The organism is Microcystis sp. CS-574, assembly GCF_028329095.1.
In the GTDB taxonomy this organism is placed as follows: domain Bacteria; phylum Cyanobacteriota; class Cyanobacteriia; order Cyanobacteriales; family Microcystaceae; genus Microcystis; species Microcystis ichthyoblabe_A.
Genome location: NZ_JAQMSY010000188.1, coordinates 39,144 through 54,139 on the forward strand (window position 1 = coordinate 39,144; position 14,996 = coordinate 54,139).

The window sequence follows — 14,996 nt, forward strand, 5'->3', positions numbered from 1 at the left end:
TACTGGTTTAAGATGATGGGTTAATTGCATAGGTTTGATCCCCCCAACCCCCCTTGATAAGGGGGGCTTTTTACTGGTTTAAGATGTATAAGTCTGTGATATATTACAGGTTACAAGTCGCTGCGCGAGAAAAGAGTACCACCAATTATTTTGCGCGTCCTCCTAAATGCGCCTATCGGTAGGAGTGCCTTTTCACTTCCATCTAATAAAAAAGTTAGCTCATCATAGCTCAACCAGTTTCCGCTCCTGCGCCAACCCACCTCGTCGGCAAATTTTTCATACACATCATAATCGTATTCCCCTGGGACACCACCGCAATCCAGCCAGACTTTTTTCTGCACAGAAAAGCCAAATTTGCCGCGGCTATTATCTACCCAGAGCTTATCAATCGTGCGTAACTCTTCACAGGGAAAGTTGTTAATGCTTTCTTCATCTAGCCAGCCTTCATCTTCCCTCTTAGCAATTAACAACATTAACCGCGCCGTTTCCTCATCGGCCTCGCGCCATTGCCCATTTTTCAGATAGGTTTCTAGTTGAGTAAAGAGAGAAGTCTGTCGTTTTTGTTCTAAAAATTCCAAACCTCGACGTTTTTTAACAGGTAATTCTCGATAACATCGCTCCGCTAATCCCTGAGCTTTAGGATTATCTTCTTTATTATAAAAATGAACAATAAAATCAGTCGGATTAGTCAATAAAGTGGCATACATAATGCAAGCCTCGTACCAGAGATTTTGCTCCCAATTTTCCTTGAGTAAATTTTCTTGTTTTAACCGTTTAACTTCCAAAGCGATTAAATAGGACTGAAAAAGATTATGGGCAAACTCATAGTATTCATCCTTTTTCAAAATTAACTCACTCACATGAATTAACCGCTCTACAAAATCCTTAGCCGAAGTGCTTTCAGGATAACCCAATTCCTGAATAAAATTTTGTATAGAACTCAGTAATTCCGAATATTCAATCGTGGTTGTATTTCCCATTTTCAGGGCTAACTGTTGCAATACCAGTTGACGATGATTTTCCTCATTGTTATCTAAAATCATATCAATGCCCCTAGCTTGAGGGCGAGTGATCAATTGCAGATCAAAAATTCGGCGAAATAAATCCACTCGTTGCTGAGGTAATTTTTGTCCCGAGCCAAAGTTTGCCCGATGTAACTGTACTATCATATTCAGATTTAAGGGATTTCTCGCTAAGGCTAATAGAGTAGAACTTTCCCCGGAATCATCGAGAGCAAATAACTGATTAATTAAATCCTTTGCTTTATTATCGGCAGCTTCTTGTTTAGCTTTTAAACTTCTGCTAACTCTGGTTTCCTGCTCTTGCCAGAAATACCATTTATACACAAAATCCCGAATATTTTTATCGGTAAATTCATTAATAAACACCTTTTGCCGAGGTTTATGCTCAGAGCTAAACGCTTGATAGCCTTTCGGACGAGAAGTTAAAATAAAATAGTTTTGGCGAAAATCTTGCCACTGTTTGCCAATCCATTGACTGACTTTTTCGGCATATTCGGGTTTAACTTCATCAAAACCATCAAACATCACTAACATTCGCTGACGGGTTAAATGACTTTTAGCCCAGTTCTGAGGTAAATCTAATTCTTGAGAAATATCTTGTTTAAGATGTCGCTCAATTAAGGTTGGTAAATCCAATCCTTCTGTGGTGGTAATCACTTCCTGCCATCTCCGTAAACGTAAAAAGACAGGAATTAAAAAAGGTGCATTTTGTTTGGGTTGTTTTAGAGCGTAGTTATAGGCTAAATGACGCAATAAAGTTGTTTTTCCTCGTCCACCAGGAGCCAGAATTAACAACCGTAAATTTGTCCTCTTTTTAGCCCGTCGCAATAAATCCCAAATATCATCCCCCGTACCTTTAGATTCTTCTTCTGAGCGCAGTTCTAATTGACTCAGATCCAAATTAATAAAAATTTCTTCTAGTTCTGGGGTAGAAAAACCAAAGATTGCATCTTCAATCCCTTCAATATCATCATAACGACAATCTGAATCCCGTAATTTAATTAAATATTTCCCGTCAGGATTAGCTAATTGCCAACGTATTTTTTCCAGTCTTTTGTCTAGCCAAACAAAAAAGCTTAAAGCTGTACCTTTACCATGATTTTTACCTTTGGTTCTTGCTATTTCTAAAAACCCTTGACTCCAGGCTGATCCGTAGGTAAAAAAGCCCGCGACGATAAAAGTGACTCCCCCGACAATAATCGTCTTAACCGTGTCATGTTGACTAAGCCAAGTTAAGCCGCCTGTAATGCTACCCCCGATAATTGGAAGGGAAGGAGCGGAGGTTCGGAGTTGATGGGCAACAAAAGCAGTGATTTTTCCCGTCCAAACTTGAGCCTGTTGCTTTTCCTGGTCAAAATCTGATTCTTTTTTCTGTTCAGATTCGGATTCTTCCGGCTTTGTGGTTTTATCGTCCATAAACCCCCTTTGATCAACCTCCTCTAATTATATTAGAACTCTATTGAAGATAGATTTTGGGTTCGATCCCCCCTGCCCCCCTTGATAAGGGGGGTGCCGATCCCCCCTTAATCCCGCCTTAATAAGGGGGTGCCGATCCCCCCTGCCCCCCTTGATAAGGGGGTGCCGATCCCCCCTGCCCCCCTTGATAAGGGGGGTGTCTGAAAATTTTTACACCTACCTACTTAGCATCAAAATCTCTGTTTATTTTAATAACAATAAACGCTGGGGAGATAAAGTAACAGTCCAAGGCAAAGCTTGCTCCTTAATTTCTAACCATTTATCCTTATATAACTCTGCTTGGATATGAAAATCTCTGTCATGGTTGGAGGGTTGATTAAGTTTCAGATAGAGAGTCACCCGATGGGATCCTTCAATGGCATTAGCTAACCAACAGGGAAAAGTATTAATATCGCTTAAATCTCGACCAAAAATAATTTGATGGGCGCGAATTCCCGTATAAGCTAAATAGTCGGGAATTCCGGGGATGGTGTGTAATTTAACATCCCAATCAATGGCCTCCAATTGTTGATTATTAATAATTACAGCACGGGAAAAATTCTTACAGCCGGTAATCTTGGCCAAACTAACGCTATCTGGTCGCTCAAAAATTTTCTGTTTAGAATTATTAGCAATTGCTCGCCCTTTTTCCATAACTAATAAATTCTCACATATTCGATAAGCTTCATCCATATTATGGGTAACAAAAATTGTCACGCCATCGTAATTACTTAAAGTTTTGATCATCTGACGTTCTAATTGAGCGCGTAGATGGGTATCAAGGGCAGAAAAAGGCTCATCTAATAATAAAGCTTCCGGACGACTAGCTAAAGCGCGAGCGATGGCGACCCGTTGCTGTTGTCCCCCCGATAATTGATGGGGATAACGGTTTTCCATGCCGGGTAACTGCACTAATTCCAATTGGTTGGCAATCTGCTGTTTAATAACTTTTTTAGATAAGTTTTTCGGGAGACTAAAAGCGATATTTTCTGCTACAGTGAGATGGGGAAAAAGAGCATAATTCTGCACCACAAAACCGATACGACGCTGACGACTGGGGAGATTAATTCCCTTTTCGGAATCGAAGAGAATGCGACCATTTAAGACAATACGGCCCCTTGAGGGCGTTTCTACCCCAGCCAGCGATCGCAAAATCAGGCTTTTTCCCGAACCCGAAGCCCCTAATAGTCCTAATGGCTGATTTTGGCAGTTAAAAGTGACTGAGAGGTTAAAACCGGGTAAACATTTCTCTATATCGACAAATAAGCCTATTTTATCCCTATAATGCTGATTTTCAGCTGCTAAAAGGGCAAAATCGCGACCCTCCCAGGGTGGCAGCCAGTCCTCCATCTCGTTAGGTTTGCTTTCTCCCAGTCGTCCTAATTGCTGTTTGCGTTGACTTTGCCAGAGATTAACGGCGATAATACCCGATAGGGAGATTAATATGATAATAAACACCCATATCCAAGCCTCAGTCATCGCTCCTGCTTCCACAGCGAAGAAAATCGCCATCGGGATAGTTTGAGTTTGCCCCGGAATATTACCGGCTAACATCAAAGTCGCCCCAAATTCCCCCAAAGCGCGGGCAAAAGCTAGGGTTAATCCTGCTAATACCCCGGGGAAGGAGAGGGGCAAAAGTACGCGCCAGAATATTTTCCCTTCCGATGCTCCTAGGGTGCGGGCAACCTGTAAAAGATTGGCATCCACCTGTTCAAAAGCGCCGAGGGTGGTTTTGTACATCAGGGGAAAAGCTACCACCGTCGCGGTGATAACGGCGGCATACCAAGTAAAAACGATGCGAAAGTTAAATAGGTCTAATAACTGTCCTAAGGATCCGTTTTTGCCGAATAGGAGCAGTAAAATGAAGCCTAGCACCGTCGGGGGCAAGATTAGGGGTGCGACGAAAACTGCCTCGATTAGGGATTTCCACCGTCCACGATAGCCTAACATCCAATAAGCGGCGGCAACACCGAGAAAAAAGATGATTATCAGGGCAATGGTGGCGGTTTTCAGGGATATCCATAGGGGGGAAAAGTCTGGCATTGTTTATCTGGCTATTCCGAAGCCGAATTTTTCAAAAATGTTTTTAGCGGCTGCCCTGGTGAGATATTGGGCGAAAGTCTTGGCAGCTTGCGGGTTTTTACTGGCTTTAATCACAGCTATGGGATAAATAATCGGAGAATGGAGATTATTGGCAGCCGTAGCCACTACTTTTACCCGGTCGGAAATTTTGGCATCGGTGAGGTAAACAATGCCAGCATCGGCGTTACCAGTCTCTACGGCGGCGAGAACATTACGGACAGAGTTGGCAAAGACCAGTTTTGCTCTTATTTGCTCTAAAATGCCGAGATTTTTCAGAACTTCTTCACTGTACTGACCGACGGGAACGCTGCGCGGTTCACCCACGGCAATTCTTTGGACATTACTGTTAGTCAGGGAAGGAAAATCGCTGATTTTTAGGGCGGAATTCTTGGGAACGATTAAAACTAGGCGATTAGTGAGCAGGTTTCTTCTGGTAGTTGTATCGATTAAACCAGCTTTTGCTAAAGCGTCCATTTGCTTAGTGGCAGCCGAGAGGAAAACATCGGCCGGCGCACCTTGTGTAATTTGCTGTTGCAAAGCTCCCGACGCACCGAAGTTATAATTAACTTTAATGTTACTATGGGCTTTTTCAAACCCCGGCTTGATTTCTTCTAGGGCATCTTTGAGACTAGCGGCGGCAGAAATTAGAATTGTCTGGGTTTGCGCGGTGGCGATAGTAGATGAAAAAAGGTTTATTCCTAGAGATAATAAGCAACTAAGGACAATTGAGCCGATAAAAGCCAGAAAATATCGTCTTTTCATCAAGATTGATAGCAAGCGATCGATATTTATATTTCTATCACAACCAATCCACCGCCCAAAATCTGTATCTAGGGTTTGCGGCAAAAAGTTTTTCCTAGGGTGTGGGGTGTGGGAAGTCAGGATAAGTAGAATTGGCTGAATATCCAGCAATTCTCATTTTGAAATAAATAGAGCATTAACCCCGATTTTGGAAGGCAAAATATAGTAGAAAGTGACTATTTTTCAGGGACAGGCGATCACAAAAAAAACAACTGGTGGGACAAATTAATTATAAATACTCAAGCAATCAAAGGGATTGGCTGAGAACGAACGGGGTTAATTCAGGAAGATAGTTCTGTTTTTAGAATAGGGAATTCAAGGGAAATAAAAATTTATAATTAAGTAGTCGTGCAAAATAAATTTCCTAGTGAAGAAAGGCAAAAGGCAAAAGGCAAGGGGGGGTTAGATGTGTGTAATTAATTTTGCTTAGGTACTTATTGTCAGCTAAGGTAAAATGGGTGACAGCACGTCAAATTATTCGGCTCTTCGTTACTTGTTATGGTTCGATAGGGGGGCATAAATCGACTAAATCCTTATCTGGCAAGAGACTTAATTGATTAGTTCCCTCTAGATAAAAAACAATTGACAAAAATCGCTGAATGCCTTTCTCTATAAGAGTTTCATTCCTTATAATCCTGTACATTGCATCAGACAAACCGAAGAACCGCAATTTAATGTTCTGATAGCCTTGGGATGATTCAGAGCTAAACCCACAGGTCAAAAATTAAATCATAAAATCCCGCTTGTTTGGCTGGAAAATCGCCCCTTTCTATCCTAGCAATAATTGATGGTAAAGCTGCGATGAAAGCAGGGCTTCTCTCTTTCGGGTGTAGACTCCAAGCTCTAGGGTTGGTGAGGTTAATCCTCAGATAATCCGTCTGTTTGAGCTTCTCAGAAACCATAATTTCCCAAGAATCTAATTTTCCCTTTCCAGTCCAGATATTTAGGGCTGTTTTCATCCCTTCTGGCCAATTTTTTACAAACTGCTGCCGATATTCATTATACCAGATGATAGGCAGGGGTAATAACTCATCAAACCGGTTACATTTGAGCAAATATAGGCGACTTCCAAAATATTTAAATTCATAAAAACCTTGAGGATTTAATTTGCCCGTATCTGATTCAAAAAACTTACCATCAGAGGTGGGCGGTCCTGTCATAGGACGGACAAACATAATCCGAGGATTTGCTTCCATCAGATCAATTCCTTCAGCAATCCATTTGTAGCCTGGCTCTTGGTACATCATCATATCGCTATCAAAATGCAGCAGATAGTCACTCTGACATTCTTCTATCTTAAAAATCGAGCCAAGGATCGGATAGCCTTTATAGTTATGAGTAGGTTTTATGGCACTGCCGAAATGTTTTAGATATAATCGTTCTTGATACCTGGAATCGTAATTAAAATCTACAATCCGGTCAACCACACCCTTGTGCAGCAAAGTTTGTGCACATTGGCGTAAGTCTTCCATCGTACCAATACCAGGACGATCAACTTTTTCCCCACTCAAAGCAGCCGTGTCTATGGCTAACACTTTTTCTTGAAAGGGAAAATTACACATCTTAACTATATGGGGGATAGTAAGCATCATAAATGGTAAGTCAGTCCGCGCTACAAAAAACCAAAGCGAACAAGTAGGAGATGCCATTAATCTTGCCTCTAACCATTTAGATACGGGACGGGGCTTATTATAACATCTTCACAGCTTTTTTACCCCTTTTGGCAGTTTAAACCCCACCCCAGTTCCTAGTCTTATAGAGTTAGTTGACAAGACTGGGATTTGTGAGGTAATTTTTTAGAAGATGCCCAACTGGGACGATTGATCTCTAAGTATTTTATGACTTTCCCCTTTGTCTCAATTATTATTCCTGTTTTTAATGATGTAGAGGGTCTGAAAACTTGCCTAGAAGCTCTTGAGCGACAAATATATCCTACGGACGATTGGGAGATCGTTGTTGTCGATAACGGGCCCGATGATAGCATTAAAGATTGCGTGGCTCGATTTCCTCGAGCCTCTTATCTGGTAGAAACCATCCCCACGCAATTTGCTGCCCGCAACACGGGGATTAGGGAATGCCGGGGTGAAATCATTGCTTTTACTGATGCTGACTGCCTTCCCGATGCCCACTGGCTGAGAGAGGGGGTAGAGGATTTGGTCAATACTCCTAATTGTGGTTTGGTTGCAGGTCATATTGAGGTTTTTCCCGAAATCGAAGGCAAAGCCAACGCGGTTGAGCTTTTTGAGATGATTACAGCTTTACCCCAAGAAGAATTAGTTACGAAGATGAAATTTGGCGCAACTGCTAATATTTTTACTTTTAAACAGATTTTTGAAACCGTAGGATTTTTCAATCTCTCTCTTCCCTCGGGAGGAGATTTAGAATGGGGACGGCGAGTTAGTAGCGCAGGTTATCAAGTAGTTTATGCCCCAAAAGCCCTAGTCAAACATCCTGCTCGCAAAACTTGGCCTTCCTTAAGGTCTAGAACCATAAGGGTCATGGGGGGATTGCATCAGATCAATTTAATCAGTTACCCCCATCGGTCTAATTTAAACCGTTTCCGGGGCTTAATCGGTGATATTTGGCGAGATTGGCCTAACCTGAACGATCTTCTGGCTATCTACAAAGATGCCAGAATTCCCAACCAAAGCGATCGGATCAAGGTGGTCTTGGTTACTTTAGCGGTAAAGTGGACGAGGATTTCTGAGAAAGTTAGGCTGTTTTTAGGGGGAGGATTAAAGACGGACTACAATAGAGATTTACAAGCAGTGGGTATTAAGTCAGAAAATATTTGATCTATAGGGGTTTTCCTTAGCCTGAAGTCAGTTCTTATACCCTCTCTTTAGGAATCGGCAGAGGAGTTGTTTACGTCTTATTTAGGTTTGCCAGAGCTGATAACTTTTGCTTAATTTTAATCAGGATAGTTTTTATTTTACTCTTGAATAGATTAGAATTTTTGGTAGATCTTTGAATTTGCGTGATTAAATTTTCTGCTATCTTAATCCTCAACAACTTGGCCGTATCTTCAGAGATTTTATTTTCTAGGTAACTTAGCGCATTGCCTAAGGCATCATCTTGAAAATCTGGACAAAAAATGTTAGTGTTTCCTTGCACTCGACTGACGAAAATGAGCCCCTTAATATAGGCAGTTGCTAGAGTTTCTAAATCTAAATCAGATGGCACAAAGTATTGCAAGATATCTTGGAGAGTCTCCTCACCTTCTGCCGCCGCTAAGGCGACACCATAGTTAAAAAAAACGGCTCGATTACGGAGTTGATTGTAGTAAGAAATATCAATGGGGGGATGGACGTTTTCTAGCTGAATCAGGCGCGGATCTTCCTTGGTTAAGCAATCCAAAACCTGTAATATCCCTTTTAAGACCCTGAGTCCTTGCCGACTATGAGAGCTACAATTCTGACGGTATTGAGCTAAAAAATCAGGTATATGCAGCAATTTCTGACGGGATCTGGCGAAGCGAATCCAGATATCCCAGTCTTCACCCCCCGCAGTACCATCGAAATTGAACCAGCCTACTTTTTGCAGAGACTGGGAGCGGATCATAATGCCCGCAATCCCCCCCCAAGTATTGTGCTCCAGAATATTGGGCCAGCTAGGAACTTCACTTTGATCGAGCTGGCCTAGTATAGTCTGGCCATCTTCCGCCATCATCCAAACGTTAGAGGCCACAGCGGCTGCTTCAGGGTTTTTGCTTAAGCTTTCTACACACTTGGCCATCATTGACGGAGCGAGCAGATCATCGGCATCTAAAGTGATTAGAAATTCGCCCCTGATCAAAGCGCTGCCGTTTTTCCTGGCCGCTACTTGCCCCTGTTGTTCTTGATATAAATACTTAATCCGCTGGGGATATTTCTGGGTATATTCTTGGGCTACCTGATGGGTGTTGTCGGTGGAGCCATCATTGACAATAATTATCTCATAGTTTTGATAAGATTGTCTCAAAACAGATTCCACTGCTTGAGCAAGTAAGTGTCCATGCTGATAACAGGGAATTAATACGGAAACTTTGCCGAGCTCAAAAATGGGATCGTTCTCTAGCATATCTTGCACTCATAGGGGTTTAGTCTCGGGTTTGCCTAATAAACCTTTGAGTTTTTTACTTAGCCTACTTTTCCAAGTGCGGAAAATTGTGGTCAGGTGATCGCGGATCACATATTGCCAGCGCCAAGGCCAAGATAAATTCTTCAGCCTGTACTTAAGAAACAGATCGCGATTGGGCATATTTGGCCCGTGACCAAAGCCTGCCCAGTGGGTATATAGTATTCTTTTCCCATTTACCTTGTGAGTATTATCGGCAAACTCTATCTTGAATTTTGCCCACTCGGAGCCTAGATCGGGGATAGCCTCAGTAATGGCTTGGGTTTTCAGCCCCTTAATATCCACACAGTAGTTGACAAAAGGCTGGACAATACAATTATCAGCAAAATGCTGTCTGATTGTGGCTGCTTGTTCAGCCAACTCTTGAATATCATCTAGGCTAAAAGCTCCCCGGGAAGATATAAAAGAGCCTGCGTTGAAACCATTTGCCCTATGCTCTCGGATCATTTTATCTCTAAACTCCCCCTCTTTATAGACCTGATCGAATATACCCCTATAGTAGTACATAAATTCTAATTCAGAGTTGATATAGGTTCGGAACAGCTCTTGCAAGCTATCTAAAACAATAATGTCAGAATCTAGAAAGATAAAATGCTCTAGGGGTCCCCAGAAGATGGAAAAAATACGAAATCTGTGATTATGTATATCGTCGATACCCCTTACTTTTGCTCCCACTCCATCTAATAGCTCCAAGTTTATATCGCGATAAAAATTGAAATTGTATTTCTGAGAAATTTTACTTAGTTGGGATATATTATCATTAAAAGGTATAACATATAGAGGGCATTCAGGCTCATAGGCCTTGAGACTTTCTAAGAAAGGAATCATCCATTCCAAAACCTGATCATTAGCTAAACAGTATATACCTACTTTTCCAAGCGTCTTCATGGGTTAAGATTTATCAAGGAGTTTCCGCTATTCTACTCAGGGAAACTTTTCTTGTCAATCTCAGGGAAAAGGAAAATCCTCAACGCTTACGGTCAAGTAAATTGTGGCCAGGGCTACAAGTCCGTCAAGATACAACAATTTCACCGCCAAGGATAAAGTTAGTATTTTGTTCCTTTCCTGTTCCCTCCTTTCAAGCCACGAGGACTCTAAGGACAGGCAATATCTCAACCTAATTCGTTGCTAGGTCTTGCCGGAGCCGGTCTCTAAATCGGTTAACTGTGATATAAATATTTTTAGATGGGAGCAGTAAAAACTTATGAGCAACGGAATCTGTACTTTGGCTAACGATCGGGTTTACGATCAGCTAGTGGCTCTGCTGAATAGCATTGAGGCGAATGGGGGAAAAGACTTACCAGTTTGTGTCTACCCCTACGATGACCAAACCGAGGAAATTGCCAAGTTAATCGCTCAACGCCCCCAAGTTGAACTGTATCGCGAGCGGGAGTCGATGGAGAGGTGGGATAATTTTGCCAAAGCAGCCTGGGATTCCCATCCTACAGCCCGCATCAGGTGGGAGCAAGCGGGAAGCAATGGCTATCATCGTTTTGGTACCCATCGTCGCTACTGTGCCTTTGACGGCCCCTTTGACCGATTTGTCTATATGGATGCGGATACCTTACTTTTATCTCCCATAGACTATTTCTGGGAAAAGCTAGACGATTATGATTGTGTTGTCTACGATTATCAGTATAAAGATCCCTCGCACGTCTATGAAGTTAGTTCGCCAAGGTTACTGAAAATATTCTCCGAAGAACGGATCAAAAAAGAGATTTTCTGTTCAGGAATCTATGCTTCTAAAAAAAACTTATTTGAGGAAGAAAAGAGAAATTGGATTCTGGAACAATTGCGTTCAGGAGAGTCAGAGATTATCTATCCCATGGCAGTGGATCAACCTCTTCTAAACTACATGATGATGAGAACAGGTACTTCTATATACAATTATGCTTTAAATACTCCTCCAGAAAAGAGAGTAGGTAACTGCGTTACCGATCCCAAATTTGTCGAAAAAGATAATTTATTGTATGATAAAGGATATAGGTTAATTTACCTTCATTATATTGGGATTTCAAGCAGTTTCTTTACTAGATGTTGCCAGGGAGAAAATATAGATTTTCCCTATCGCAGTTTATTTTTATATTATCGCTATCTCTACGAACCTGAAAATTATCCTCAATTTAAATCCAGTCCTGTCTGGTACAATCAACCTAAAAGTTTAGGAAAAAGAATGAAGGAAAAATTACAGAGAATAGCCCGTAAAGTTTTTTCTAACTAATAACAAGAGGTTAATTTGTGACAGAAAAAATAGTAGGTATGCTCAGCAGCTATCCCAATTTAAATCAGGGAGATTGGCTATGGAAACAAACTCCTTATCCCATGGGAGTTTGGGGTAATATTTCCATGCAAGCTAACGCTCCTGAGCCAGATTACTTGTTACTTTATCAGTTTGATTTTCCGGAACCAAAGAAAGAGCAAGGCGGCTGGAAAAATTGGCTCAAAAAACCAGCAAAGCCACAGCAGGCACTTCCATCTATTTTGGGGAGAGTTCCCAAGGAACGCATTATCTATCTCTTAAGAGAACCGCCCTTACCAGAAGTGTTATCGACCAATCTGGAAAATTACCGCATCGCCAGCGAGTATTGTGGCTATGTATCAGGTCCGGATGATTACGCGCCTCAACCATACTATATGCCTGCCGACTGGCACATAAGCAACAGCTTTCGGGATCTGGCCGATTTGCCCTGTCCGGAAAAAATTCGCCTCTGCTCTTGGATTACCTCTGGAACTACCCGCACAGCCAATCATCGCCACCGTTTGTCCTTTATGCAGCTAATCAAAGATAACGAACTTCCTTTCGATTTTTATGGGCGAGGTTTGCCGGACTGGACGGGTTCGAGAGGCTCGGTACAAAATAAATGGAATGTCCTAGCTCCCTACTACTACAATCTGGCCATAGAAAACTACGCACAGAGTAGGTGGTATATCAGCGAAAAGCTCTGGGATCCGCTATTAGCTTGGTGTCTACCTATTTATTACGGTGGAGCGGATGCAGAGAAACTATTGCCACCGAAAAGTTTCTTACGCCTGCCCAGTTTGGATCAAAAAGGAGTTGATTATTTGCGAGAGGTCACTTCTAGTTTGGATGCTTGGCACGAAGCGAAAGAAGCGATTGCCGAAGCGAGACAAGTTATCCTGTACGAGCTGAATCTACTTAACTGGCTCTCTAATTTCGTGGTATCCTAAATGCCAATGGTTCTCTTCGGTTTTGTTGGCAAATTGTTCTATATGATGCCTATTAGCCGCAACTATGAATGCTCCTAAATCAGGACGAAAACTGGGACGGTAGGGACAGAAGGTGTTTTCCTGAGTACAGGATAAACAAGAGAGCCAACCAATTTTTAAAACAACTCTTTCCTATATTGATGGTTAAAAAATGCTGAAAAAAACTATTGGAGTCTATATGCCCTATTTTATGGGAGGAGGTGCTGAATCTGTGGCTCTCTGGATACTAGAAGCCTTAAAAGAAAAATATGACTTAACTCTTTTTACCCTTTACTATCCAGACTGGGAAAAGCTAAATAAGTTGTATGAAACATCCCTCACTCCCAAAGAAGTTAAAGTTGTTTCTGTATTACCTAAAAGTTGGCAAGACATCTCAGAGTTTCTCATCAGTAATAATCCTCATTTTCGGCAGATATCCATTCATTTAAGCCTGCGTTATTTAAAAGAAAGAGCCAAAAATTATTCCTTGGTGCTATCAGCTTGTAATGCGGCCGATCTAGGCGTACCAGGAATCCAATATATCCATTGGGTTAAAGTCCTTGAAGGTGGTAAAATACACCAGAATATGCCCTACCTAAATATCTCCAATTTTTCTGTAGATAACCTCAAAAAGAATCTGTCTATTTCTAACTCTTTTGATGTAGCCAAAGCAGTCAAAGAAGTTTACGGGCTTGATAGTACCGTTATCTATCCCCCAGTGGTCATTCCCGTTAAGGATATTGCTCGGGAGCAAAAAGAGAATGCTTTTGTAATTAGCGGTAGGTTAACAGTAGATAAAAGTCCAGATTTCGGCATTAAAGTCTTAAAAGCAGTGCGGGAGAGAGGATTTTCCATCAAACTCCATATAACTGGGGGAGCTGGGGGAGCTTTTAATAAAAAGTATCAACACTATATTGAACAATTGGTAGCAGAAAATTCCGACTGGATTCAACTGTATAAGGATCTTCCCTATGCAGATTATTGTAATATACTGTACAAATGTAGGTATGGTATCCATCCCAAGAAAGACCAGTTTGGTATCTCCGTAGCCGAAATGGTGAGAGCAGATATCATTCCCTTTGTACAGAAAATAGGAGGTCAAACTGAAATCGTCGGTAAGCACAATACAGAATTGCAATTTAACAGTATGGAAGAAGCAGTAGAAAAGATTATTGCAGTAATTAGTAATGAAAAGAAACAGGAAGAGCTTTTAATGTCCCTCTCCCATCAAAAGTCTCTTTTTTCATCAGAGAAATTTCAAAGGGAAATCAGTCAATTTTTAGATAATTATTTCTCTGACAACGTTTCCGAAACCTAGGCAAGAGATTCTAACGCTTGCACATACTATGTGGCTACATCATCCCAAGTCCACAGGCGTTTCGTCGGGATCATCTCACTGGTGCAATGATTATTAATGCTTAGGGCTGTCAAAAACTATAAAACCTTGAACTTTAAACCCCAACTAAGTTGAGACCCGTAGTTTTTCCTCCTCTATTTTAAGATGAGTTTTACTCCATAAGTGATCGGCCAAAACGAGAGGCGCGCTATATTGATCAGTATTCTAAAATGGAAGCAGGGGATTTTTGCTTGAATCTATGACTGTAACACTGCTCGCACCACCGGCTGAAATAATTCACCTGTCCGGGATTAGCTGGAAAACCTACGAAACGCTGCTCGCAGAAATGAGCGATCGCCGTCTCCGGCTGACCTACAATCGTGGCAATTTAGAAATCATGGCTCCTTCGACCGGACACGAATTTAGTAAAACCTTCATCGGTCGCTTTGTCAAAACCCTAGCGGAAGAATCAGCAGTCCCGATTTATCCCCTCGGTTCTACCACCTTTAAACGCCCTCAATTAAGCGGTGCAGAACCCGATGAATGTTTTTATATTGATAATATTGAGGCGGTTCGGGGGAAAAAGCGACTGGACTTAAATGAAGACCCAGCGCCGGATTTAGTCATAGAAATTGATGTCACCAGCAGTTCTCAAAATCGCCTTCAGGTTTATGCAGATCTAGGCGTGGCAGAGGTTTGGGTTTATAATGGGGAATCTCTGGTTATCCAACAATTACAAAATGGCAGTTATATCACCTCCCCAACCAGTCAATTTTTTATAAATATTCCTATTTCAGAGATTGCTATATTTTTACAACAAGCTGAGACATTGGATTACCTAGAGTTAGTAAAAGCATTTGGGACTTGCGCTTTGATAATGTACCTTTTGGGCGAACGCAGTTCGCCCCTACATTGTGGACAAAATCGGTTACTGTAGGGGCGCAAAGCTTGCGCCCTCCGATCGATCAGGTTTGCTG

At 41.7% G+C, this 14,996-nt stretch carries 11 protein-coding genes; 5 read left to right on the forward strand and 6 right to left on the reverse strand.

The window, feature by feature from the left end; all coding sequences use genetic code 11:
• Window positions 1-110 precede the first annotated feature (110 nt).
• From PN470_RS15190 to PN470_RS15205, 4 genes are all read right to left on the reverse strand, one after another.
• Complete coding sequence (locus PN470_RS15190; RefSeq protein WP_272104755.1) at window positions 111-2,438, reverse strand: GUN4 domain-containing protein; 2,328 nt, start codon at window positions 2,436-2,438, stop codon at window positions 111-113.
• 243 nt (window positions 2,439-2,681) lie between these two features.
• Window positions 2,682-4,520 (reverse strand): molybdate ABC transporter permease subunit, encoded by a 1,839-nt coding sequence (gene modB / locus PN470_RS15195; protein WP_271936566.1) that lies wholly within the window; start codon window positions 4,518-4,520, stop codon window positions 2,682-2,684.
• A 3-nt stretch (window positions 4,521-4,523) separates the two neighbouring features.
• Complete coding sequence (gene modA / locus PN470_RS15200; protein WP_272104757.1) at window positions 4,524-5,321, reverse strand: molybdate ABC transporter substrate-binding protein; 798 nt, start codon at window positions 5,319-5,321, stop codon at window positions 4,524-4,526.
• Between the two features lie 743 nt (window positions 5,322-6,064).
• Window positions 6,065-7,009, reverse strand: a complete 945-nt coding sequence (locus PN470_RS15205; RefSeq protein ID WP_002753562.1) for a hypothetical protein — start codon at window positions 7,007-7,009, stop codon at window positions 6,065-6,067.
• 189 nt (window positions 7,010-7,198) lie between these two features.
• Here PN470_RS15205 and PN470_RS15210 point away from each other — a divergent pair, with 189 nt between their 5' ends.
• Window positions 7,199-8,155 carry a glycosyltransferase gene (locus tag PN470_RS15210; RefSeq protein WP_002732381.1) on the forward strand — a complete coding sequence of 319 codons (957 nt, stop codon included), beginning with the start codon at window positions 7,199-7,201 and terminating at the stop codon, window positions 8,153-8,155.
• Window positions 8,156-8,225: 70 nt separating this feature from the next.
• Here the strand turns inward: PN470_RS15210 and PN470_RS15215 are convergent, their stop codons facing one another.
• Window positions 8,226-9,419, reverse strand: a complete 1,194-nt coding sequence (locus tag PN470_RS15215; RefSeq protein ID WP_193977457.1) for a glycosyltransferase family 2 protein — start codon at window positions 9,417-9,419, stop codon at window positions 8,226-8,228.
• Between the two features lie 9 nt (window positions 9,420-9,428).
• The gene (locus tag PN470_RS15220; protein WP_272104756.1) at window positions 9,429-10,364 is read right to left on the reverse strand and encodes a glycosyltransferase; all 936 of its coding nucleotides are present in this window, start codon (window positions 10,362-10,364) and stop codon (window positions 9,429-9,431) included.
• 316 nt (window positions 10,365-10,680) lie between these two features.
• Here PN470_RS15220 and PN470_RS15225 point away from each other — a divergent pair, with 316 nt between their 5' ends.
• From PN470_RS15225 to PN470_RS15240, 4 genes are all read left to right on the forward strand, one after another.
• Window positions 10,681-11,697, forward strand: coding sequence for an Npun_R2821/Npun_R2822 family protein (locus PN470_RS15225; protein ID WP_271936561.1), 1,017 nt, complete (start codon window positions 10,681-10,683; stop codon window positions 11,695-11,697).
• A gap of 17 nt (window positions 11,698-11,714) precedes the next feature.
• Window positions 11,715-12,665 carry a glycosyltransferase family 10 domain-containing protein gene (locus PN470_RS15230; RefSeq protein WP_002774912.1) on the forward strand — a complete coding sequence of 317 codons (951 nt, stop codon included), beginning with the start codon at window positions 11,715-11,717 and terminating at the stop codon, window positions 12,663-12,665.
• A gap of 190 nt (window positions 12,666-12,855) precedes the next feature.
• Entirely contained in the window at window positions 12,856-14,001 is a 1,146-nt protein-coding gene (locus tag PN470_RS15235; protein WP_271936558.1) for a glycosyltransferase, read from the forward strand.
• 277 nt (window positions 14,002-14,278) lie between these two features.
• Entirely contained in the window at window positions 14,279-14,956 is a 678-nt protein-coding gene (locus PN470_RS15240; RefSeq protein WP_103112229.1) for a Uma2 family endonuclease, read from the forward strand.
• Window positions 14,957-14,996: the final 40 nt, after the last annotated feature.